This is a genomic window from Collinsella sp. TM04-29 (assembly GCF_003466565.1).
Lineage (GTDB): Bacteria > Actinomycetota > Coriobacteriia > Coriobacteriales > Coriobacteriaceae > Collinsella.
On record NZ_QSPW01000002.1, the window covers coordinates 13,686 to 37,696 of the forward strand.

The following is a 24,011-nucleotide window of genomic DNA, read 5'->3' on the forward strand; positions in this document are numbered from 1 at the left end:
CGCATGAACCATGGCGGTAGCCTCACCCCAAGCGCCGCGGCCTCCCCGTGCGGCGCACGAGGGATAAGGAGCAGCCATGTCCAACGCACCCACGCACTCTGTCCACAGCGCAATCGCAACAGGTCCGCTGCTCCTGCTCCTCTTTTTTCTGATCGGCTGCTTGGCCCCAGAGGCCGCACTCGCCGTCGACGGGAGTGACGCCCTTAATTTCCGCACCATAAGCGACGGTTGCGGCCCCTTCGGTGTCGGTAAATACGAGGCACAGGACACTTCGATTTCGTACTGCATGAATCAAGACTGCCCCGGTCCCAGCAAGCCGGGAGGACCATGGCGCACATATGACCAGGGCTGGACATGGCTCGATGACGAATTCGCCGCCATCGTCTGTCACGGATACCCCTCCAGTACATCCTTTGGCGGCCACAATCTGTCGCCCGATCTCGCCCGTGCCGCCACCCAGATTGCCGTGTGGATGCTCAACGGAACCACGCACCCCGACGGCACCTATTCGTATACAAATAGCAAGGGAGTTGCCAGGAGCGGTAGGTTTTACGAAAACGCCGAAGCCGTAGCGGCTGCACGTTGGCTCTACGACAGCGCTAAGTCCGGATCCATTAAGGCGGCCCCACATCGAGCCAGGCGTTATCACGGCCCGGTCTCGGGCGAGGGTCGACACCAGGACATGCTCTATGTTCTGCCCGCCGTCTCCGTATCTTTCCAAAAACAATCGTCCCAGGCTGACATCACCGCCGGTAACGACACCTACAGACTCGGTGGTGCAACCTTCGATATCTTTGAAAGTGCGGGCGATGCGCGGGTCGGCACTATCCAGATGGACGAAAACGGGCGTGCACAAGCAACACTTTTGCCCAATACGGTATATTACCTGGTCGAAACCAAAGCCCCGGCAGGCTATATCCCTCGAGGCGACCGAATAGCCTTCACCACACAAAACAGCGGCGAACATGTCACTATCAACGAGCAGCCCGGCACCATCACCTTGCGTATTGCAAAAATCGATGCCGCCACGAATGCCGGCGCCCAGGTTGGGGCGTCGCTTGCGAGCGCTGAATTCACCTGCGTCTCGCAATCCACTCCCGGCTGGACTCGCACCCTTACGACCGACGAAAACGGACGGGCGATCCTCAATGACGTTCCTCTGGGCACCTTTACCATCTATGAATCGAAAGCACCCGAGGGCTACCTGATTTCAAACGACTGTTGGAGCTACACCGTCGGTGCCGAACAGCTCGGAGATACGGGCATCGTTGAGCTCGAAAGCCGTATTCCCAACACCCCCATCGCTTTTGACCTTGAAATCTCGAAGTTTAAGGACCATGGCGATAACGATGAGTCCGGCCTTGAGCAGCCGGCGGGAGGCGTCGTTTTTGAGGTTGTCAGCAATAGCTCCCAACAAGTCGTCGGCACGTTGACCACAAACGTTTACGGCTTTGCCTCCACCAAAGACCAGCCCGAAGCGTGGTTTGGAGCAGGCAAGCGACCCGCCGGCGCTCACGGTGCCATTCCCTACGACCGCGCGGGCTACACCATTCGCGAGGTCGCAGGAACGGTCCCTGAAGGATTTAAGCAAGCAGGGGAATGGGCCATCACAGCAGAGCAGACCGCAGACGGCGCCGAGCTTCAGTACATCATTGACAACCACGCCCTATCGACACACCTTCAAATCGTAAAGCGCGATGCTCAGACCGGCGGCACCGTACCACTTGCCGGCTTTACGTTCCAGCTGCTCGATAGCCACCACGAGCCCGTCTCGCAAACATGTTGGTATCCGGCCCACAATGTAATGAATACCTTCACAACCGATACGGCCGGCGCCGTCACGCTGCCCGAATCACTTAATCCCGGAACATACTACGTGCACGAGGCATCGGCCAAGGAACCGTATCTGCGCGGAGAAGACCTAGAGATAACGATTCCCGCCGACAGGAATCTGACACCGGTCGCCGTCGCCTCGTTCTATGATGACGCCGCAACCGGAAGCATCGAAATCATTAAGACGGGTGCCGTAGATGGGCACGCCCTCGCTGGAGCCACGTTTGACATCCGCGCTGGCGGCGACATCGTACGAGCCGACGACAGCATCGTCGCCCTGGATGGCGAAACCGTCGCCACCGTTACAACCGACGAACAGGGGCATGCACGAGTCAACCACCTTTCGCTGGGATGCGGTACCGCCACCTACGAGGTCGTCGAGACACAAGCGCCCAAAGGTTATCTGCTCGACCCGACCCCACATACCGTGAAGTTGTCGTACGCTGATCAGCAAACACCCGTGATTGAAGTGCACCTTGACATTTCCAACGACTACACCAAGCTCGATGTCTCCAAAGTCGACGCGTGCGGAGATCAGGAAGTGACAGGCGCCGAGCTTGTCCTCTGCGACTCCAATGGCAACGAAATCGATTCTTGGACTTCATTCGGCAAACCGCACCGCATTGAGCACCTTTCACCCGGCACCTACACCTTGCGCGAAACGATGTCTCCGCGTACCTACGACCTCGCCAAAGAGATAACGTTTGAAGTGAAGGCCACGGGAGAAGTTCAAACCATGGCAATGAAGGATACCCCCATCGAGATCAGGGGAAGCGTCGATAAGCGCCAAGAGATCGCACAGCCAGTCGTAAGCAAACTCGTTGCAAACGGCGACGGTAAAAACCGAGCCAAAGCACGGGCCAATACGCAAGGCACCTTCTGCTATACCATCGACGCCAAAAATGAGTCGAGCACCTGGGTCGACGAGTTGACCATCACCGACGACCTCGAGTGCGCCAAAGATGGCGCAGCGAAACTTGTTGCCGTTGAAACCCCTATTGCGGTCGGCGATCTAAACGGGCTGTGCAACGTGTGGTATCGAACGTCTCCGGCAGGAACAAGCGATACGGGCAAGCAGGTCAATGCAACGCTTGACGACGGGCACAGCAATCCTTGGCTCGAAACGGAAGAGGTTACAAAGCTGCTGGGCAACGATGTGCGTCTCGTCGATTACGACGGGTGGCACCTATGGAAAGCAGATATCCCGACGGACAAGTCCGTCACGCTCGATACGAAAGAGATTGATCTTGCAGACAACGCCGTCATCACGGGCATCCGTTTTGAATACGGTGCGGCAGCCGCCGACTTTACAACCAGAAGCGAGGCGGGCTCTTGGACCCGGGATGACCTTAAAGACGAACACGACGATCTTGACGATGCCAAGGCGGCCCTTAACTCGGATGCCCGAGGCGCAGTCGTGCATATGCAGGCAAGGTCGTCCTATACGCCCCAAACCGCACTTGCCAACAGTGCGCGCGTCGATCTTTGCCGCAACGGCGGTGGCGATAAACTCGAGGCGCATGACGAGGACCGCGTCATCCAACGATGCGCCCTGCCTCAGAACCTGCCGGCAACGGGATCTGCTACCATCGCCGCATGCATCACCGCACTCCTGACCTCGGGCACTGCAGCCATATGGTTCGCTCGCCTTAGGTCAGTCACAAGGAAGCGCTAGCACGATAAAAAGGCGGGCGAGCCAGTCTCCCGGCTCGCCCGCCTTGGGCATAAACGATGAATCGGCTATTCAGCAGATGACGAACCGCCATCGATGGCTGCCTGATCGGACTCGGAAATACCGTCGGCACCCAAACTTTGCTCTTGCTCCACCTCTTCGTTCATTGTTGTCTCGGGCGTCGAGCCCTTAACGCCAACGACATACGCGGCCCCAAAGCCCAATGCGATTGCGATCAGGGTCAAGATCAGATAGATGGGCCAATGGCGCTTGATGTACGAAAACACGCTGACTCCTTAGCGGATCTGTCTACGAACGACGAATGACCTCGGTCACGACCTCGGACACCGTAGCGATATTGGTCGGATTGACGTTGTACGGCAGGTCATCCTCGGTGCGAGCGCAGGCAAGGCGCGGGCCGTCCACACCGGCGATCGTAAGGGCGCGACGGCTCGCCTCGAGCGCTGCGGATGCATCGGTTTTTGCATAGGGCATCTCGAACGTACCGCAATCGACGTGGAACGACTTGCACACCTTGCTGACAAGATTCATGATGCGGCGATCGCCCTTAAAGAGCTGCTGCTCGCCCTCGACCGTTACCACCGAAAGCCTGCCGGCACCGATAGACTCGAGGTTGATGAAGAACACACCGCGGAGCTTGTCACGATGCGAGGCCAAAAAGGCCCTCATGCCGGCGCCGTCGCAATCTGACGCGCCCGTTGCGACGAACCAGATATCGTGGCCGAGTAGCTCATCGTCACCCATGGAGGCAACGGCCGAGAGCATATCCTCGGCAGAAGCACCATCGGAGGAGGTGGCGCCACCCTTCCAACCGTCGTCGTCATCCTCGAAGTTATCCCACGAGCCAATGCCGCGGCCAGACTTCTTGGCATCGTAATCGTCCTCGACGCCCAGCCAGTCGCTCATGCTGTCCTGCTCGTTCTTCTTTTTGCGACCGAACAAGCCACCCAGGCCACGCTTCTGCGGCTTGGCGCCCGTCGAAACAGGAGCCGAGATGGTCTCGAGCGGTTGTGCGCCCGAGGAAATGGGCATGGGGGTCGCGACCGGTGCCGATGTGGGCTCGGGGCCCTGCGCCGTCGCAAAGGGATCATTTGTCTGTGCCGAAGGATCGGGAAAATCGAACAGCGACGTGCGGGACGCGACGTTGGCCTGTTGCATCGAAGGCAGCGACGGATCGGGGACCGAGGCCAGCGGCGACGAAGAGGGTGCAGGCGCGGAGGCCGGATCGGGAATATTCATCTGCTGGCGCGGAGGCACCTGAGACGAAATCTGCGCCATGAGGGAGTCAACCGTCTCGTCCTGCGTGGGGGCGACATTGGCCACCGTGGCGCCGGGGTCGCTCGGCGCGGGCATGGTAAAGATCTGCGTAGAATAAGGCCTGGACACATCCGTCTTGGGAGCCTCGTCAACCGCAGGGGACTCCTGCTCCATCGCAGGAGCCTCGACCTGCTCGGGCGCGCTAGCCTCAACGGAGTCGGCCTCGTCGATAACCGAATCATCGGCGGCGCCCTGGGCATCATCGGAGATGGGAAGGGGCTCGGCAATTGCGGTGCCCTGCTTCTCAAATGTCATCGTGGCATCAAATGACATGGTGTTATCGACCGGCTGCTGCGCATCAAAGGACGTCGTGGCGTCGGCGACATCGACAGGCTCCGGCTGTTCGGCCTCGCTCTGCTCGAACTCCTGTGCCGCACGCTCACGTTCGGCCTCGGCGGCCTGCTGCTGGACGATGGCCTCCCGCTCGGCGGCCTCGCGGGCAGCGGCGCGCTTTTCCTCAAAGTCATCGACGAACTTCTTGCCCTTCGCAAAGGCACCCTTAAAGAAGCTAGAAGCGCTGGCACCAATCGAGGAGAACGCGGAAGCGATATCGGCATGGGGCGTTGTCGAGGGAAGCTCGGCCGAGAAATCGGTGTCACTCTCATAGGACACGCGCTGCGGATACTCGTCATAGTCTTCGTCGGCAGTCTCGTCTTCAACCTGTGCCGGAGCGGCAGGCGCCAGAATATCCAGACCGGCTGCAGAATCGAGCGCGGGCTTTGCGTCAGACTCCGCGGCAGCAACAGGGGCAGCGACCGGCTCGGCGGGAGCAACAGCCGTATTGGCCGCGGGCGCAGGCTCCTGTGCAACGGGAGCAGGCTCCGGCTCAAACGTCGGCTCCTCGCCCTCTTCGTAATCAAGCGTGCAGGACTCGGGAAGCATGCCGAGCGCACGGATGGCATCCGAACCAAAGCGGACATTGCCGGCGGCATTGCGATAGAGCTTGGGCTCGGGCTCGGCCGCGACAGGCTCCTCCGCCGGCTCGGCAGTGGGAACCTCGTCATTGAACTCTTCGGCCTGGACAGCCTGATTCTGATCCTCGGGCACGATGGCGCCAATCAGCGTCTCGTCGGCAGACGCACCCTCAAAGCCCTCGATCTGCTCGTCGAAAGCCTCGCCCTGTTCGGGCTCGGTCTGAGCGTCGGGAGCAATCGGCTGACCGAACTCGTCCTCGGCGTAGGTAGGCTCTTCATACTCGATGGTGTTGCCGTAGTCGTTTTGCTGTTGGGCCGCGGCATACTCCGCTGCTGCGCGCGCCATCTCCTCGGCACGACGCTTCTGCTCCCCAAAATAGGTATCGAACGGAACATCGTCGGGAAACTCGTTTTCGCCCTGGAAGGGAGCAACGTTGTCCATAACGCCGAGCATAGCGGCGACAGAAGACTTGTTGCACACTGCGCCGGACGTATAGGGAAGCACAAAACGGTTAGAAATGATGTTTGCCGCGTTGGCGAGCGCAACGAGGGAAGCGAGGATCGCGACAATCCACAGCAGAACCTTGAGCGCGCCGGGGAGCGGCAGGATACGCAAGATGGCAACGGCAGCAGGGGCAACCGTGGCAACGGGCAACAGCTTGGCGATGAGCGCACGATACGAAGCATAGGGCTCGCGGGCGAGCAGCTCGGCACGGGGAGAGTCGTAGTGTGCGACAACGACCACCGGGCGGTTGCGCGGAGACGCGAGCGGGCCCGAGGCCTTGTGGTAGGCGATGACATTTTGGCTCACGCCCGTCTTGCCCAGGCGCGAAACCACGGGGTGGCCCGTGCGCTCGAGCACGTAAAGAACGGCGCCGACAATGGCCAGCAAGGTGCCGACCAAGCCGATGCCGCCGCCGATGCCCATCAGCAGGGCGCCGGCAAACGCAAGAATACCGGTAACGGCAAATGCCAACCTGCTGGGCGCCGGGGCATTGAACTCCTGAACCTCGGGATCAAAGCCGTGGTTGCGGAAGATCTGAGCGATATCCTCGGCAGCCAAGCGCTCTTCTTCGCTGCATGCCGGCGTAATGCCGGTGTTCTGCAGCAGGTGGTTAATATAGTTCTGGGTGTTCGCCATGTGCGCTCCACATCCATAATCCGACAAATAGGCCCAATGCTTGCACATTAGAACCGTATATAGTCGAAAGTATACCCCGAGCGAGCGCAAACGACCGAATTCGGGCCATCTTAACGCCCCGAGCGGACAAGGATATAGCCTAATCTCCATATCGGACTAAAATCATGGCAGCAAACCACCTTCTCATGCGAGGACTCTATGACGGCAAGCGACGCGACCGCGACAATTAAAAAGGGGAATTCGGAGCCAAGTTTCGATAAAACGGCTCAGCGCATCCTCAATCTTTTCTTTGTGCTCAACAGCTCCCCCGAACCGCTGACGACCGAGCAGATCGTCTTGGATTCTGACCTGGGATATGGCTCGGGCAATATCGACTCGGATAAGCGCAAGTTTCGGCGCGATCGTGACAAACTGCTCGAGCGTGGCATCTTAATCAAGGAGGTTCGCCCCGCCAGTGCGCAGGAGACCGAGGAAAGCTCGTGGACAATCGACCGCGAGCACACGTTTGCTGCAGGCGGCCTCATCACCGCAGACGACGCCGATATCCTGCTCAACGCCATCGACCAGACGTTAGCGGCCGGCTCATCCACCTTTGCCGCGCCGCTTGCCGATATTCGCTCCAAGATTGCCTACCTCACCGGCATGTCGGCGGTGGACGATGCACCGATCCGCCGCTCTCCCACCGTCGATGCGGTATGGAGCGCCTTTGCCGAGCGGTGCGCGCTGCGATTTTTATATCAGAACGGACGCGGCGAGCAGAAAGAACGTACCGTCTGCGTCTACGGCATGTTCGAGCGCGAGGGCGTGGCGTACTTCTGCGGCCTCGACAATGTCACCGACGACATCAGGACATTCCGCTGCGACCGTATCGTTCGCGCCTGGCGTCCTTCGAAGGCCTACGCCATCCCCGCGGACTTCAATCTCAACGACTATCTGTTCTTTGAATTCGATTTTGCCGACCGACCGCCCGTTGCAGCCACGTTCTCGTTCGCCCCTCAGACGCAGATCGATATGATCAACGGCCTCACGCGCGGGCGAGGTGAGCTCGCACACACCGATGCGGGATGGACCTGGACCGTTGACGTGCGTGACCTTGAAGCCGCCGCCTCATTTTGCATGGCCCACGCCACGGACGGCATGAGGCCCATGGCCCCCAAATCGCTCAAGCAGGCGTGGAACCACCTCATTGAAAGGACGGTGCATGAGCATGCCCGTGCGTAAACTCACCAGCGAGCAGAGACTCTCGCGCGCCATCGACATCATGGAGGCCCTCTACGCCGCCGGCGAGAACGGCATGACACGAACCGAGATTTGCAGCCGCTTTGACATCACGGGGGTGTCGCTCGACGAGATTCTCGAGATCGTCTCGACGCTCGCGGACCGAGAATCGGGCGCGCGCATCATCTGCGAATGCCGCGGCGAGCGTGTGGTCCTCACCGGTGACGCCGGGCGTGTGCTACCGCTGCGCCTGAGTGCCGCCGAAGGCGCTGTGCTCAACCATGAACTTGAATCGTTGGGGATCGAGCCCCAGGCGGCGGCTCGGATTCGACATGCTCTTCTGCCCGAAGAGCTCGGCTATAACCAGCGCGTCTTTGACACCGTCAACCACGGGTCGCACTGGCAGCAGCTGAGCTGCGCCATTCAGGACGGCGTTCGCTGCCGCATCTCGTATCGCTCGATGGACGATGCGCGGCCACGCGAGCGTCTGGTCGACCCCTTGCGCATTACGGTAAACGGCGACCAAACATACCTAATTGCCTGGGACATCGCGGTCGATGAGCAGCGCACCTATCGCATGGATAAAATCGAGGGACTCACCTTGACGGAAGACTCCGTCGTGCCTCACGCACCGGACGTCGCATCCCTCCACGATTCCCTTGCCCGGACGCAGCGTAGCGCAAAGCTCCTGATGCCATTCGATATGGCGGAGCATCTGGACTGGGCCGGCATCACCCTCATCGAGCGCGGCGGGGCAGACACGGCAACGGTAACCGTGCATTACGGCTCCGAGCGTTGGCTACTGAGCCAGATAATCGCAGCGGGCGGAGCCATCCGCATCTTGGATGACCCCGCCCTGTCAAAGCGTCTGTGCGATATGGCAAAAACCCTCGTCTGTCCGCTTTAGCGCCGCCGCTCGTGACGTGCGCGCCACAGTTGCAGATAGTGCCCGATCTGCGCCGATTCGATGCGCTGGTAGGAGCTCGTGGGCAGCGACGTTAAGAACTTCTTCCCGTAGCCCTTCGTCACCAGGCGCGGGTCGGCCAGAATCAGCACGCCGCAATCGGTCGACGAGCGGATAAGGCGGCCGGCCGCCTGCTTAACCTCGAGCACCGCCTCGGGCAGCGAATAGCGCGCCCAAGCGCGGTCTTCGCGCAGGTTGCGCTCGCACGAGAGCGGGTCCGTGGGGCTCGAGAACGGCAGCTTGGGAATGATGACGCAACGCAGCGTCTCGCCGCTGGCGTCAAACCCCTCCCAGAAGGCCTTAAGCGCAAAAAGCGACGAGGTCGGCTCGTTGATAAACCGGTCGCGCAGGCGACGAGGAGATGAGTTGCGCTGCTGGCAGTTGAGCTCCAGACCCGCACGGGCCATCTTGGGCTCAACGCGGGCGTACAGGTCTTCCATGTCGCGCCGATTGGTGAACAACGTGAGCACCGATCCGCCCATGGCAAGATGAGCGTCGACCAGCACGCGCTCGAGCGCCGTAAGATAGCCTTCGCGGTCGCGCGGATCAGGAATATCCCCAGCCACGACCACGGCCATATTCGAATCGAAGTCGTAGCTCGAATCCAAGTGCAGCGACGATGATGTCGAGGCACCGATACGATCGAGGCCGACAGCATGGTTGAAGTGCTCAAAGCTTTTGGACACCGTCATGGTTGCCGAGGCAAAGATAGCCGTGTGAACCTCGGGCAGCCACTCGGTTGCCAAGGCCTCGCCAATGTCGATGCGCTCTGCGGTCACTGACTCTCCGCCGGCACGCAACCTGCGATTGACCTGCAGCGAATATACGTAGTGTTCATCGGTGCCATCAATGATGAGTTTGAGGTTCTCGACCAGCTCGTGCAGGCGGCGCGAGATATCACCCAGGTCGACAACAACCTCGGGCTTGTCGGCGGCGACGGCTTGCACCAGCGCCTCGACGCTTTTGTCAGCTTGTTCCAATGCGTCGATGGCTGTGTAGGCCGACTGTAAGAAATCATGCCAGTCGTCAGATTCGCGCAACTCGGGGCCAATCCATAGATTGGCATTGTCATAACCCCCACGGGCACGGCGGCCGAGCTCGCGAACGCCATCGAACACGTCGGCGATTGCCATGCTCGCACGCACAACTGTCGACGTCGCCTTGGCGGTAAGACCCAGGTAGAGCGTAGAGCCCTCCGAGGTTGCCAAATCGTGGGAAACCTGGCTCAGCGCACCGGTGCTCGAGCCACCCAGGCGCTCAAACAGAACGCGCGATTCATCCGCCGACACCACGCGCGCCCATTGACGGCGTGCCTCGCGCTCGATGGAGTGGGCCTCATCGATCACCCAGTGACGGATCGGAGGCAAGATTCTGCCCTCGGCCGCAACATTGCGAAACAGCAGGGAATGGTTGGTGACCACCACATCGGCATGCGCCGCGCGACGGCGGGCGCCGTGGACCAGGCATTTATCGGGGAAAAACGGGCAGAGGCGACGGGCGCACTCGCGCGAGGCCGTCGTAAAGTCGGGACGGTTGACGCTGCGCCAGCGAATGCCGAGCGAATCGAGGTCGCCATCGGCCGACTGACACACGTACGCCATGATGACCGCGACTGCCGTAAGCGTGTCGGAAGGATCACGCTTAGTCGTAATTTCGACTTGGCCACGGCTCATGCGCTCAAGCTTACGCAAGCATGGATAGTGGTCATAGCCCTTAAGGGCGCAAAACGATAGGCCGCCGTCCAGCTGCTCGGCAAGTTTGGGCAGCTCATGATACATGAGCTGGTCGGCAAGATTATTCGATTTAGTCGCGATACCAACCGTGATATTGTTGCGGCGCGCGGCCTCGGCAAAAGGCACCAGGTAAGCCATCGACTTGCCGACGCCCGTCCCCGCCTCAATCACGCGATGCGTTCCCGTAACGAGCGCGTCACGGACCTCGAGCGCCATCGCGATTTGCTCATCGCGCGGCTCGTACGTGGGATACATGCGATTAACCAGGCCGCCCGGCGCATAGTCCGCCTCGATTTCCTCGCGGCTCGGCATCTTAAGGACCGGTAGCTCGTCCGCATCAACGCGATCATCGGCCCGATCGGCCTTGAGAACGTCAGCACGAGCGGCGCTGAGAGAGAAGATAGAACCGGGGTTCTGTCCCGCCAAGAAGGAGAAGATGGGACGATAGGACCAGGGTACGTCGGGGTGCATGTCGGCCAGGCGCGCCATTAAGCCCTGAGGCAAGTCGGTGAGCGCCACGAGTAACACGCGCCACACACCACACAGGGCGTCGACATCGGCGTTGGCGCGGTGCGATACCGAGTCGCAGCCAAACAGGTCGGCCATGAAAGACAGCTTATGCGAAGCCAGGCGCGGAAGCGCGATGCGCGACAGCGCCAGCGAATCGATCCAGATGTCGCTGACGTTGACACCGCCCTTGACCGACTCGATAAACGAACGGTCGAAGGTGGCGTTATGCGCAATCACCGGGCAGCCGCCGACAAAATCGGCGAGAGCGGCCACGGCCTCGACGGCCGATGGGGCATCCACCACATCGGCGTTTGTAATGCTCGTGAGTTCGGTAATCTCGGCGGGAATCAGCTGCTTGGGATGCACGAAGGTATCGAACCGATCGACAACCTCGCGGCCCGAAAGGCGGGCCGCTGATATCTCGATAAGCTCGTTGTCCTGCACCGAAAGACCCGTGGTCTCGGTATCAAGGACGATAACATCTTCCTCGATGAGACCAAACGATTGGGTTTTGGCGCGCTCGGCAAGCGTGGCATAGGAGTCGATGACAAACTGCGGCGTTCCCGACGAAACAGCGTCCTCGATTAGCATGCAACGCCCGCTCGACGAAGTCCCATACGAATCAGACTGTCACACACCTGCGGGAACGTCATGTCATCGGTGTGGCGAATCTCATCCGGATACAGCGATGTATCGGTCATGCCGGGAATCGTGTTGGTCTCGAGGATGACGGGGCCATCCTCGCTCACGATAAAGTCGCTGCGCGAGATACCCAGGCAGCCGAGTGCCTTATGGGCAGCACAGGCGAGCTCCTGAGCACGAGCGTAGTTCTCGGGTGAAATCTGCGCCGGAATGCGATGGATGTCCGTAGGGTCGACATACTTCACGTCCAGATCGTAGAACTCGCAGTCCTCGGGCTTACGGATTTCAACAATCGGCAGGGCGCGCACGTCATCCTCGCCGTATACGCCGACGGTGATCTCGGTACCCTCGATGCACTTCTCGACCAGCACTTTGTCGCCGTACTCAAACGCCTTGGCGATTGCCGCGGGCAGCTCGGAGGGCTCATGGACCAGGGAAATACCGTAGCTGGAACCGTTGACGGCCGGCTTCACAAAGCAGCGCTCGCCACAAACCTCGACGATATGATCGATATCGACTTCATCGCCCGCCTCGAGCGCGAGGCCGGGGGCAATGGGAATGCCCGCCTTGGCGTACAGGAGCTTCGAGACCTCCTTGTCGGCACCGCAAGCGCTGGCAAGCACGCCCGAGGCCGTGTAGGGGATACCCAGGGTCTCCATGGCACCCTGCATGGCACCATCCTCACCGCCGGCACCGTGCATGGCAATAAACGCCACGTCGAAACCACCGGTCGCCATGGTTACCATAAAGTCATCGGCAGCCGTGTCGAGCAGCTCCACCGAAGTGTAGCCGGCCTCCTTCAAGGCCGCCACGACGTTCTTTCCCGAATTGAGCGAAATCTCGCGCTCAGCGGAATGACCGCCCGCCAAGACCGCTACGTGCATGTTCTCTAGGCTTTTACCCGGCATGGGCAGACTCCTCCTCTATAATTTCTGCAGCTGATACCATATTGTAGCGATACCCTCTACGTTTCCCCAAAATCGAAAGGCTTCCATGAATCCCAGGACTAAATCTCAGGACATTCGCGACTTGAGCCAAAACGATATTCGCGAGCTTGTGGCCGAACTTGGCCAGCCCGCCTTCCGCGCAAAGCAGCTCATCGAATGGGTCTTTGAGAAGAACGTTTGTTCGTTTGACGATATGACCAACCTTCCCAAGGCTTTCCGCGAGCAGCTTAAAGAGGCTTTTGCCTTTGACACGCCGACTGAACTCACCAAGCAGATTTCTAAAGATGGTTCTCGCAAGTATCTGCTCGAGTACCACGACGACATTTCCGTCGAGACCGTCGGTATGCCCCGTCGTAACAAGCTTTCCGTCTGCGTTTCCACCCAGGCAGGCTGTGGCATGGGCTGCGCCTTTTGCGCTACCGGTCTCAACGGCCTCAAGCGCTCTCTGACCGCTCAAGAGATCGTCGACCAGGTACTTCATGTATCCAACGATTTTGGCGAGCGTGCCACGAGCGTTGTCTTCATGGGCCAGGGCGAGCCGTTTGCCAACTACGACGAGGTTCTCAAGGCACTGCGTATCCTCAACGACCCCGATGGCATCGGTATCGGCGCCCGTCACCTCACCGTCTCTACCAGCGGCGTTATTCCCGGTATTCGCAAATTTGCCGACATCCCCGAGCAGTTCACGCTTGCCGTTTCCCTGCACTCCGCCATCCAGTCGACGCGCAACAAGCTCATGCCCGGTATTAAGAAGTACACGCTGCTCCGCCTTCACGAGGCGCTTCAGCTCTACACCGAAAAGACTGGCCGCCGCCCGACCTATGAATATGCCATGATCGAAGGCGTCAACGATACGAATCCCGAGATGCAGGCACTCTGCGACTTCTGCGAGGGAACGCTGTGCCACGTTAACCTGATTCAGCTTAACGACATCGAGGGCAGCCCGCTCAAGCCGTCGCCGATTCATAAGGTCGAGGATCTTCAGCGCCGCCTTGAGTCTCGTGGTATCGAGACCACGATCCGTAATTCTCGCGGCAATGATATTGATGCCGCCTGCGGTCAGCTGAAGCAACGTTTCAAGGTCCAGAAGAACGCATAGGGGAGTCTGTACCCCATAACGTTTCATGTGAAACATCCGACAGTCCTGGTTGCAAATAATGCAACCAGGACTGTTTCATTTATATCTATACTATTGAATTTGATTTACATAAGGTTAGTTTTATGGCCAAAATAAGGGGTCCTTGTCTCCCAAATCAGACAAGGACCCCTTTAAAACAGGCAAATAATTGTTAGGTACCTAATAACCAACATTTTCCCACTGATGGTTAACCCAGTCTTGGTTAATCTTGGGATTCTTAGTCACCTGAGCAGTGCGCATAGCGACATCTTCGGTCATCACATCCATTTTCTTCTTAGATGTATCGACGATATCCTGAGCTCCGCGCAGCAGTCGACCGCGCAGTTCATCATCTGTCGCAATCTTATAACCAGCAAAAGCACCGGCGGCGACGGTGGTTGCAAACGCAATGACCGCGAGAACCTTACTCTTCATCCTGATCCTCCTGCCCAAATTGAATCATCTCGCCAAGGATACGGGAGAGCTCTTCTTCGTCTTTGAACTCGATTTCAATTTTGTTCTTGCCACGCGAGCTCTTCACACGAACATTCGTGTTGAAAACTTGACGAAGGACTCGAGCGGCCTTTTTGAATGACTGAGGTGTTGCTGGCCTCGGAGTCCTTGGCGTCTCTCCGGCAGAAAACAACGGAGCAAGATTTTCTGTCGCTCTAACGGAAAGACCTTCTGCAACAACCTTCTCAGCAAGTCGAATCCTGGCATCTTCATATGGAACTGCAAGAATCGCTCTCGCATGGCCCGCAGTAAGCTTGCCCTCGAAAATCATCTGTTGTACGACTTCGGGAAGATCTAGCAAACGAAGTGAATTTGTAATTGCAGAACGAGACTTACTGACAGCCTTTGATAACGCCTCTTGTGTCATACCGCTGGCATCAATGAGCTGACGATAACCCTTCGCCTCTTCGACGGGATTCAAATCAGAACGCTGAAGATTCTCGATAAGAGCAAGAGCGAGCATCTCCTCATCATTAACTTCCTTAATGATGACAGGCAGTTCCTCAAGACCAGCAAGCTTTGACGCCTGGTAACGGCGCTCACCAGCAATGATCTCATAGCCGTTTCCATGCTTGCGAACCAACAGAGGCTGCAAAACCCCATGTTCCCGAATCGACTCGCTCAACTCTCGAAGTTCAGTTTCGTTAAAATGAATTCGCGGCTGATTAGGGTTGGGAACGATATCCTCAATAGGCAGTTTAGTTTCAGATGCGGCATTTGAAGCCGATGCAGCCGAACTACCGGTCTCATACTCTGCCTCTGAGACCAAAGCATTGAGTCCACGTCCCAATCCTCCACGTTTCTTTGCATTAGGCACGCTTGATCACCTCTTTTGCAAGGTTCATATACGCTTTTGCACCCTTATTTTGAGGTGCATAGGTAATTACCGGTTCTCCAAAAGACGGAGCTTCGGAGATTTTAACCGTACGAGGAATCAGCGTCTTAAATGCCTTATCACCAAAGTACGATTGAACCTCCTCAACAACCTGATTAGACAGAGAAGTACGCGAGTCAAACATCGTCATAAGCACGCCGTAAGTGTCTAAGCCCTTGTTCAGGCGCGATTTGACCATCTTCATTGACTCAAGCAGCTTTGTAACTCCCTCGAGTGCGTAATACTCGCACTGAATCGGAATCAAAACGCTGTCTGCTGCGGTCAGAGCATTGATAGTAAGCAAGCCGAGCGAAGGAGGGCAATCAATGAATATAAAATCGAACTCGTCCTGAATCGGCTCAAGCAAATCTTTGAGGCGGGTTTCACGAGCAATTGCGCTTACGAGCTCAATTTCGGCGCCTGCAAGTTGAATTGTCGCCGGAATAACGAATACCTTTTTGCAATTTGTATCAAGAACAAGCGATTCTGCCGGCACGTCATTCAGCAATGCATCATAGATGCACTGATCGAGGTCTTCTTTTTCAATTCCAAATCCACTGGTGCTGTTACCCTGCGGATCAAAATCGACAATCAGTGTCTTGCGACCCTGCTCACCCAGCGCTGCTGCAAGGTTTACAGCCGTCGTTGACTTACCGACGCCGCCTTTTTGATTGATGATTGCAATAACACGCGTGTCTTTTGCGCTCTTCGAACGCTTAACGTCGCGAAATCCCACGGTCCCTCCTGGTGTGTATTAAAGCTGTCAAACGGAGGATGTTTCACGTGAAACATTCCGATTCGATATCAACCGCCATGTTTCACGTGAAACACCACAAGCTGTTAATATCCATTATGTTTCACGTGAAACATCTAGGCAAGCGGATTCTTCTTTGCCATGCCATTTGCACGAGGCAATGAAACGGATGCCGGATGACTCTTCTTAAGAACAATGAACTCCCTGTGGCCCAAGCCCTCAGGCAAATCGATTGCGTCATTCAGAAGCAAAGTGAAGCCGCAGATCTTAGCTGCTGACATGCCGGAAGCAAGCTCCTCATCCGATGGATTGCCCTTCGTGATAACAAATAGCCCTCCATCCTTGAGGTACGGAGCCGCATACTCAACAAGAATCGGTAGAGGAGCCAGTGCGCGGGCGGCTACGACAGAGAACTGCTTCTTATGGCTTCGAGCATATTCTTCAAGGCGATCATGGACTGCATGACCATATTTCAATCCGAGAGCATGAGCAAAAGAATTGACAGCATCAACCTTTTTGCCAACAGAGTCAATATAAGTAGCTTTACGATGCGTGGTTAGCGTTAATGGAATACCAGGGAAGCCTGCGCCTGTTCCCATATCGAGCAAAGCTCCATCAGGAGCCTTATTGACATAAGGAAGCAAAACAAGTGAGTCGAGGATATGAAGTACCGCAGCATCTTCAACGTTAAGAATACGAGTGAGATTGGTTGTCTTATTTGTTTCCAGAACCAAATCCAAATGCTGAATACATTTCCTTAGCTCAATATCAGTTACGCTCAAGGAATACTCTTTGCAATAGGAAGTTAGACGGCTGAGCATCTCGTCAGCCTGCTGATCAGTAAGTACAAACAACAGAAGCTCCTTTCTGACAAAAATCAGTGTATCGAGAACTTTTGACAAAAAAAGGGGACGTGGAAACCACGCCCCCTTAGCATAAGCTCGAGTAGATTATCGAGCAACAATCACCACATGGCGATCAGGGTCAGAACCCTCAGAATGGGTATCGACGGCATCATTGCCACGAAGTGCAATATGAACCAGTCGGCGCTCATAGGCATTCATGGGCGGAAGCGAAACACTCTTATGGGTACGGATGGCACGCTCGGCGGCCGACTGAGCCATTGAGGCAACCTTGTCCTGACGACGGCTCTTGTAGCCCTCAACGTCAACCACAACCGGATACCTAAAGCCGAGCTTGCGGCTCACCAGCAAAGAGAACATGACCTGAAGAGCATCAAGGGTACGACCATGACGGCCAATGAGAACAGCAAGATCAGGAGCGGTAACATCCAAAATCAGCTCGCCCTCGTCGCCCTCGTACTCATCAATAGGAGAGTTGGCGGCATCGAAGTGCGAAAGGATGGAACGCAGAATGGAAATCGCAACATCGGCAATGGTGTCGAGCTCCTCATCGGTCAGCTCTTCACCGGCCTTGTAGCGCTGTGCAATCTCGGGATAATCGCCCGCAATCTGCGGGGCAACCTCCTCAAGCATATCCTCGATGATCTCTTCAGACATAACGTACTCCAAAAGTTAGGTACCTAAATAAGATTGATATCCCGACTACTTCTTCTTGTGCGGACGCGGCTTCTTCTCGCGACGGGTAACCTCGACCTGCAGCGGAGCGTTCTTGAGGCGCTCCTCCTCATCGGCCTTGGCCTTGTCGATAACCTTCTGCGTCACGAAGATCTGCTGGATAACCTGCCAGGCAGAAGACACATCGTAGTACAGCAGAACGCCGACGGGCAGGCTCCAGCCCATCCAAAGCATCATGACGGTCATGACGACAGCCATCATGCGCATGCTCTGGGCCTGCTGACCAGTCTGATTGCGGGACATATACAGCTGCGGAATCAGGGTCAAGACAGCAAACAGGATCAGGCAGATCAGCGCAGGCAGCGCAACCATAAAGCCATCGGCAAAAGAGGCGCTCGGCGTGGTGGTCAGATCGGGCAGGATGTTAAAGAACGAGAACGTGCCCTCGTTAAAGTACTGCGGCAGGTTGCGCAGAAGCGTGAACAGGGCGATAAGGATGGGCATCTGAATCAGAAGCGGCAGGCAGCCGGCCAGCGGATTGAACTTGTTCTCGCTGTAGAACTTCTGCATCTCCTCGGCCTGACGCTGGGGATCGTCGGCATAGCGCTCCTGGATCTCGAGCATCTTAGGCTGCAGCACCTGCATGCGAGCCGTCGACTTGGTCGACTTGAGCATAAGCGGCGTCAGCAGCAGACGGATGATGACCACCAGGATGATGATGGACAGGCCCCAGTCGACCGCAAAGGTCTGGATGAGCTTGAGCAGCTCAAAAAGGATGTTAACGATCCAATCCCACATGTAAGTTTTCCTCCGATAGCGAGTGCCCGCTAAGGCACAGGGTCATAACCGCCGACGTGCAGGGGATTGCAGCGAGCGATGCGCCTCACGGCAAGCCAGCAGCCTCTCAAAACACCGTACTTCTCAATCGCCTGGATAGCGTATTGCGAGCACGTTGGGTAATAAATGCAGGCGTCAGGCAATAAGGGCGAAATAACCTGTTGATATATGCGAATAGGAGCGATGGCAACACGTCGCAAAACGTGATTGCTCATCGCTCCTCCCCGGCAACGCCGGCGCGTTTCATAAGCGAACGCAACGCCTTGTCCATCTCCTGCGGCGAGGAAACCCTCGTTTTGGGAGTCGCGAACAAGATGATGTCATAACCCGCAACGGGAAATCCACAGCTGCGAGCGGCCTCGCGCATCACACGCTTAGATCGGTTGCGCACCACAGCACAACCGAGTCGTTTAGCACCAACGAAGGCGACCCTTCCGGAGTCGCCTTCGCCAACCGATTCACATATGGTCATTCGAATCAGAGGGTGATTGAAACGACGCCCCTGACTGAACACATGCTCGAAATCTTGCCGAGACTTAATAGTCTTCATGCGAGATGTGTGTATCGCTGCTAGACAGTGAGACGCTTGCGGCCCTTGGCGCGACGACGGGCGAGCACGGCACGACCACCCTTAGTGGCCATACGGGCACGGAAGCCATGGGTCTTGGCACGCTTACGCTTATTAGGCTGATACGTACGCTTCATCTTAAGTTCCTCCTGCTGCATTTCGAGTGTCCGCGGGGACGCGGACGCAGATATAGACACGTGAGCTTGAAGATTGTAGGGAAATCAATGTTCAAATGTCAAGAAATCAAAGGTAAAAGGTTGCAAAGAGTACACGGTTCCCCCATAAGCAGAACCGGCATTTGAGGCTGCAGGCAACTTTTCACGAAATTTCATCGAGTTTTCAACAGGTCGTGTTGGAAATGTTGAGAACTTTTCGTCCGTTTTCCAAAGTTTTCAACAGGTTTTGAAAACTTGTCGAAAGATGAGAAACATTGCGCGGTGAGCTACTATTTGTTCAAAACCTTTTGAAAGATTGCGAGCGGCATGTCTGACGACTTCTACACCATGGTCGATTCCGGTGATCCGGCACCCGACAACGAGCACATCACCGGCGTGCGCGAAAAACGCAACGAGGGTGAGCAGGTCACCGCACAAGCACCAAAGGCCATGTATGCAGCGCGCATCGCGGTCTACGACGACATGTTGTCGACACCGCGCGTCATCGTCATCGAACCGCAAGACGTGCGCACCTACTTGGAAGAGACAACCAACACCGTCTACCAGTGCATGAAAGAGCAGGGAGGACGCATCTCGCTGATGGTTATCCGCGAGATTGTCGAAAACTTTATCCACGCGCATTTTGCAGAGCCCATCATCTCGATTCTCGACGGTGGCGATACCATCCGCTTTGCCGATCAGGGTCCGGGCATCGACGACAAAGAGCGTGCCTTCGATTTTGGCGTAACCAGCGCAAACAGCAAGATGAAACGGTATATCCGCGGTACCGGAGCCGGGTTTCCCATGGTACAGGAGTACTTGGAAAACGCCGGCGGCGCCGTCTCCATCGAGGACAACATGGGCAACGGCACCGTCGTGACGGTAAGTCTGAACCCCAAGCGCGTGCAGGAAATCGAGCGTGCCGGCGGGCGCGGGGCAGCCGTGCGACCCGAAGCAGAGCAGCAGGCATATCCCCTAACCAACACGTTTGCACAGCAGCCCGCGGCGCAGCAGATGCAGCAGCCTGGAAGTTTTCCCATGCAAGACCCCCAGGCACCGCTGGGCAACGCAATGCAAAACATGCCGGAGGGCATAGGCTCGGCAGATCTGGACACAGGCACCGTGCAGCAGGCGGCGGCCATGTCAAACGCCCCGCAAATGGGCTATCAACCGTACCCGCAAGGGTATCCTCCCCAATATATGCCGCAGCAGGGATACGCCCAGCCGTATCCCCAACAGTATCCTCAGGGATACCAGCAGCCATACCAACAAATGCCCCAGGCGCAGTACAACCCATGGGCCCAGCAGATGCCTCCGCAGCCTTATCAACAGTGGCCGCAAAGTTTTCAACAGCAGCTGCTGCCCATGCAGAGTTCTCAACAACCAGCAGCTCAAATGATGTATCCTAATGCGGCGAATCAATATGCACAGCCGCAGCAAGACGTATTTGTGAGCGAGCGCGGCGAAGCGGCACTGGGCTATCTGGCTCAAAACCAAGAGTGTGGCGCAACCGACCTGGCACGAGCGTTTGGAAACTCAGCGCCCACGTGGTCGCGAACGCTCAACGACTTGGCACAGGCCGGCTTGGTAATCAAACATGGCCAGAAATATCATCTGACCGAAATAGGCAGCGCTCGCGTGCGAGCCCAAAGCTAAGGAACGGGAGAGACAGTGGACGAGGAAGCAAGCATCATCCTGGGAGATGCCATCGCCTTTTGTCAGCGCGACGGCCAAGATGCACGCCTCATCAATATGCTGGGACAATCGCGCGCCGTGAGCCTGACCGAGGACACTCTGACGATTGAGGCCCCTTCACGCTTTGCCATCGCTCAGCTCAAAAAGCATCAGCCGACCATCGAGGCGTACCTAGAAGAAATCGCCTTTGCACCGATTGCGCTCAATATCGTGGCACCGCAAGGTGCCTCGGCAAATACGGCCCCGGACACTCACCCGGTAGCGACCGCCACCGCAGCGGCGACGCCGGTGCCCGAGGCTCGACGCGACGATGTTTCCCGTGAAACCATGGCGCCGCAGCCGACCGCTTCGTTCGCACCGGCGGTAGAGTCAGCCCCCTCGCCCATCCCGACCGCAACGCATATGCCCGTCGCACACGAGGCGACACCCGGCGAGGAATCGGGCATTGCAATCAAAAACACGTTGTCCGCTGACGATTTCCGCCGCATGATGACCCAAATGAACGGCAGGCCACCGGCGAAAAGCGCGAGTTCGTCCGCAGCGCCGGCAGCACCTTCGGCGGCGGCCCCGGCGGCAGTCGAGAAAAACGCGGACGGGGCGCCCCTCGCAGCGAATTCGAAATTCACGTTTGAAAACTTCGTCTTCGGACCGGAGAACAGCCTTGCCTACCGATCGGCACTCAAATTCGCCATGCTTGCAGACACGCCCGGTACCTGCACGTCGCTGTTCATCTACGGCAAATCGGGCCTGGGCAAGACGCACCTGCTGCTCGCCATCAAAAATGAGCTGGCAGAGAAATCGCCCGAGATCAAGGTGAAGTACGCCAACTCGCAGGCGTATCTGGACGACTTGATGACGGAATTCGACCGCCAAAAGAAGAGCAACGCCCCCATTATGCAGGCGTACCACGGCGTCGACGTGCTTATCATCGATGACATCCAGAACATCATTGGCAAGCGCGCGAGTGTGGATTACTTCTTCCAGTTGATGGACGAATTTATCCGTAACAACAAGAAAGTCGTGATCGCCGCCGACCGCGCCCCCAAGGACCTTAATATGGATGAGCGCCTGACCAGTCGCTTTAATGCCGGTCTGCTGTGCCTGGTGGCGGAGCCCAGCTACGAAATGAAGTACAAGATTTTGCAGCGTTATTACGAGAACACGATCGCCGCCGCACCCGAGGCGGGCAACGACTCGCTGCTGGCGGCCTACGGGGGCGACGGCGGACATCTGACCGACGCGCACTTCAAACACATGGCCGAGGTCTCGGGCACCAACATTCGCGAGCTCGAGAGCTTTTGCGAGCGTTGTGCCGGCGAAGCGGGCGATCGCGAGCGCGAGGGCGGGGAGCTCACCTTTGACGACATCGACGCCATCGCCAACCAGTACTTCGACACATCGGCCAAGAAGATCAACGTGCAGACGGTCCAGTCCGTCATCGAGGAGCAATACGGTGTGACACACGAGGAACTCATCGGGCCTCGCCGCAACGCCAATATCGCCAAGGCGCGCCATATCGCTATCTACCTGGCGATCGAAATGTGCGAGATGACGACGACGGCCGTGGGCGCCGAGTTTGGCAACCGCAACCACTCGACCGTCAGCACGAGCTATAAAAAGGTTCAGAAGATGATTCAGGAAGACCGGACTGTCACCGAAGATCTCAAGTCGTTGCGCGATAAAATTACACTGCGCTCGTAGGTAAATGGACACAGCTGTTGAAAACTTGTCGAAACGGCGGTTATAAGATGTCGAAAACTCGAGCCGCGGTGATGAAAAGTTTTGCGCAGGTTTTGAACGTGGAAAACATGCCCGGTTGCACACAGGTTCCTGTCGATTCTCTTTTTAGGGCTGACCTGCACTTTTAGGAGTAATCAACAGTTTCGTCAGTACTATTACTATTATTAAGATATTTATATCTATAGAAAGGTATTAAAAGATGAAGTTCACCGTCAGCCAGAGCTCGCTTACGCAAGCCATCGGCGTCGTTATGAAAGGCGTCGCTTCGGCATCCACCCTTCCCATTCTGTCGGGCGTGCTCGTTAAGGCACAAGACGGCATCTTGGAATTCCAGACCTCCAACTACACCATCTCGATTCGTCATCGCATTGCGGCCCATGTCGAAGAGGAGGGCGAGATGGTGATTCCCTGCAAGATGCTCTCCAACATCACCAAGACCCTTCCCGATGCCCCGGTCACCTTTGAGCTGTCCGAGCGTCAGGTTTTGATTGGCTGCGAGAAGAGCTCTTTCCGCCTCAACACGCTCGATGCCAACGACTTTCCCGAGTTCCCGGCATACGCCATCGAGAGCGCCGTCGAGCTGCCGACCGATATCCTGTCCGAAATGGTAAGTCGCGTATGGCGTGTCACCTCGACTGACAAGGCCCGCCCCATCCTGGGTGGCGTGCACATGAAGGTCGAGAACAACACTGTGCGCCTGGTGGCGACCGACTCCTTCCGTCTGGCCGTGTGCGATACGCAGGTCGAGACCTCGACCCTCGAAGGTTCCTTTGAGCTCAACGTGCCTGCCGACGCCTTCAACGACGCGCTGAGCATCATGGCGAGTCAGGCTACCATCATGATCGGCGCCACCGACACCCAAGTTGTCTTTGAGGCCGGCAACACCACCTACGTGTCGCGCCGCATCGAGGGCGTATATCCCAACTACAAGCAGCTCATCCCCGATTCGTGCGTGACGAGCGTCAAGATCGACGTAGCCGCCTTTAACGCCGCCCTTAAGCGTGTGGCCGTTATCGCGAGCGCCAACCCCGCTGTCAAGTTTGAGATTGACGTCGAGAACGGCCAGATGGGCCTGTCCTCCATTTCCAACGACCAGGATCTGGCACAGGAGACGATCGATGTCGAGGCCGAGGGCGAGTCGGGCACCATCGCCTTCAACTACCACTACATCTTTGGCTGCCTCAATGCCCTGTCCAAGGAGAAGGAGATCACGCTGGAGCTCAAGAGCTATTCGCAGGCTGGCATCTTCAAGTCCTACGACAAGATCAACTACCTGTACCTGGTCATGCCGGTACGCATCTAGCACTG

20 protein-coding genes are annotated in these 24,011 nt (G+C 57.2%); 7 read left to right on the forward strand and 13 right to left on the reverse strand.

Translation table 11 applies throughout. From position 1 onward, the window contains the following. Nucleotides 1-76 precede the first annotated feature (76 nt). Nucleotides 77-3,508, forward strand: a complete 3,432-nt coding sequence (locus DXD39_RS05665) for a SpaA isopeptide-forming pilin-related protein (protein ID WP_117803433.1) — start codon at nt 77-79, stop codon at nt 3,506-3,508. Nucleotides 3,509-3,573: 65 nt separating this feature from the next. Here the strand turns inward: DXD39_RS05665 and DXD39_RS05670 are convergent, their stop codons facing one another. After that, nucleotides 3,574-3,792 (reverse strand): hypothetical protein, encoded by a 219-nt coding sequence (locus tag DXD39_RS05670; protein ID WP_117803434.1) that lies wholly within the window; start codon nt 3,790-3,792, stop codon nt 3,574-3,576. A gap of 22 nt (nt 3,793-3,814) precedes the next feature. Then, nucleotides 3,815-6,898, reverse strand: coding sequence for a hypothetical protein (locus DXD39_RS05675; protein WP_117803435.1), 3,084 nt, complete (start codon nt 6,896-6,898; stop codon nt 3,815-3,817). Nucleotides 6,899-7,096: 198 nt separating this feature from the next. Here DXD39_RS05675 and DXD39_RS05680 point away from each other — a divergent pair, with 198 nt between their 5' ends. Both DXD39_RS05680 and DXD39_RS05685 read left to right on the forward strand, forming a co-directional pair. Further along, nucleotides 7,097-8,119 carry a YafY family protein gene (locus DXD39_RS05680; protein ID WP_117803436.1) on the forward strand — a complete coding sequence of 341 codons (1,023 nt, stop codon included), beginning with the start codon at nt 7,097-7,099 and terminating at the stop codon, nt 8,117-8,119. Then, nucleotides 8,100-9,023, forward strand: a complete 924-nt coding sequence (locus tag DXD39_RS05685; RefSeq protein WP_117803437.1) for a YafY family protein — start codon at nt 8,100-8,102, stop codon at nt 9,021-9,023. Before DXD39_RS05680 ends, DXD39_RS05685 begins: the two co-directional genes overlap by 20 nt. Here the strand turns inward: DXD39_RS05685 and DXD39_RS05690 are convergent. Both DXD39_RS05690 and DXD39_RS05695 read right to left on the reverse strand, forming a co-directional pair. Then, the gene (locus DXD39_RS05690) at nt 9,020-11,914 is read right to left on the reverse strand and encodes a helicase C-terminal domain-containing protein (protein ID WP_117803438.1); all 2,895 of its coding nucleotides are present in this window, start codon (nt 11,912-11,914) and stop codon (nt 9,020-9,022) included. The genes DXD39_RS05685 and DXD39_RS05690 overlap by 4 nt on opposite strands. Continuing rightward, entirely contained in the window at nt 11,908-12,873 is a 966-nt protein-coding gene (locus tag DXD39_RS05695) for a D-alanine--D-alanine ligase (protein ID WP_117803439.1), read from the reverse strand. The genes DXD39_RS05690 and DXD39_RS05695 overlap by 7 nt, the downstream gene beginning before the upstream one ends. A gap of 85 nt (nt 12,874-12,958) precedes the next feature. On the opposite strand from DXD39_RS05695, the gene rlmN reads away from it, so the two are divergent. Beyond that, nucleotides 12,959-14,011 (forward strand): 23S rRNA (adenine(2503)-C(2))-methyltransferase RlmN, encoded by a 1,053-nt coding sequence (gene rlmN, locus DXD39_RS05700; protein ID WP_117803440.1) that lies wholly within the window; start codon nt 12,959-12,961, stop codon nt 14,009-14,011. 198 nt (nt 14,012-14,209) lie between these two features. Here rlmN and DXD39_RS05705 read toward each other — a convergent pair whose 3' ends face one another. From DXD39_RS05705 to rpmH, 9 genes are all read right to left on the reverse strand, one after another. After that, nucleotides 14,210-14,464, reverse strand: a complete 255-nt coding sequence (locus DXD39_RS05705; protein WP_117716217.1) for a hypothetical protein — start codon at nt 14,462-14,464, stop codon at nt 14,210-14,212. Next, nucleotides 14,454-15,359 carry a ParB/RepB/Spo0J family partition protein gene (locus DXD39_RS05710; RefSeq protein ID WP_199572141.1) on the reverse strand — a complete coding sequence of 302 codons (906 nt, stop codon included), beginning with the start codon at nt 15,357-15,359 and terminating at the stop codon, nt 14,454-14,456. The genes DXD39_RS05705 and DXD39_RS05710 overlap by 11 nt, the downstream gene beginning before the upstream one ends. Beyond that, a complete protein-coding gene (locus DXD39_RS05715; RefSeq protein ID WP_117803441.1) occupies nt 15,352-16,152 on the reverse strand; it encodes a ParA family protein in 801 nt (266 codons plus the stop codon). The genes DXD39_RS05710 and DXD39_RS05715 overlap by 8 nt, the downstream gene beginning before the upstream one ends. Before the next feature lie 134 nt (nt 16,153-16,286). Then, a complete protein-coding gene (gene rsmG / locus DXD39_RS05720) occupies nt 16,287-17,024 on the reverse strand; it encodes a 16S rRNA (guanine(527)-N(7))-methyltransferase RsmG (protein WP_233541123.1) in 738 nt (245 codons plus the stop codon). A 96-nt stretch (nt 17,025-17,120) separates the two neighbouring features. Beyond that, nucleotides 17,121-17,690 carry a R3H domain-containing nucleic acid-binding protein gene (locus DXD39_RS05725; RefSeq protein WP_117786710.1) on the reverse strand — a complete coding sequence of 190 codons (570 nt, stop codon included), beginning with the start codon at nt 17,688-17,690 and terminating at the stop codon, nt 17,121-17,123. Nucleotides 17,691-17,735: 45 nt separating this feature from the next. Further along, on the reverse strand, nt 17,736-18,506 hold the full coding sequence (locus DXD39_RS05730; protein WP_117803443.1) for a YidC/Oxa1 family membrane protein insertase: 771 nt from the start codon (nt 18,504-18,506) through the stop codon (nt 17,736-17,738). 29 nt (nt 18,507-18,535) lie between these two features. Then, nucleotides 18,536-18,760 carry a membrane protein insertion efficiency factor YidD gene (gene yidD / locus DXD39_RS05735; protein WP_117584026.1) on the reverse strand — a complete coding sequence of 75 codons (225 nt, stop codon included), beginning with the start codon at nt 18,758-18,760 and terminating at the stop codon, nt 18,536-18,538. Further along, nucleotides 18,757-19,095 (reverse strand): ribonuclease P protein component, encoded by a 339-nt coding sequence (rnpA, locus tag DXD39_RS05740; protein ID WP_006236191.1) that lies wholly within the window; start codon nt 19,093-19,095, stop codon nt 18,757-18,759. Before rnpA ends, yidD begins: the two co-directional genes overlap by 4 nt. 20 nt (nt 19,096-19,115) lie before the next feature. Next, complete coding sequence (gene rpmH / locus DXD39_RS05745; protein ID WP_019127408.1) at nt 19,116-19,250, reverse strand: 50S ribosomal protein L34; 135 nt, start codon at nt 19,248-19,250, stop codon at nt 19,116-19,118. A 345-nt stretch (nt 19,251-19,595) separates the two neighbouring features. Here rpmH and DXD39_RS05750 point away from each other — a divergent pair, with 345 nt between their 5' ends. The 3 genes from DXD39_RS05750 (at nt 19,596) to dnaN (ending at nt 24,006) form a co-directional block, all read left to right on the forward strand. Then, entirely contained in the window at nt 19,596-20,924 is a 1,329-nt protein-coding gene (locus tag DXD39_RS05750) for an ATP-binding protein (protein ID WP_117803444.1), read from the forward strand. A 15-nt stretch (nt 20,925-20,939) separates the two neighbouring features. Continuing rightward, nucleotides 20,940-22,664 (forward strand): DnaA ATPase domain-containing protein, encoded by a 1,725-nt coding sequence (locus tag DXD39_RS05755; RefSeq protein WP_117803445.1) that lies wholly within the window; start codon nt 20,940-20,942, stop codon nt 22,662-22,664. Between the two features lie 238 nt (nt 22,665-22,902). Then, nucleotides 22,903-24,006 (forward strand): DNA polymerase III subunit beta, encoded by a 1,104-nt coding sequence (gene dnaN, locus DXD39_RS05760; RefSeq protein WP_117647803.1) that lies wholly within the window; start codon nt 22,903-22,905, stop codon nt 24,004-24,006. Nucleotides 24,007-24,011 lie beyond the last annotated feature (5 nt).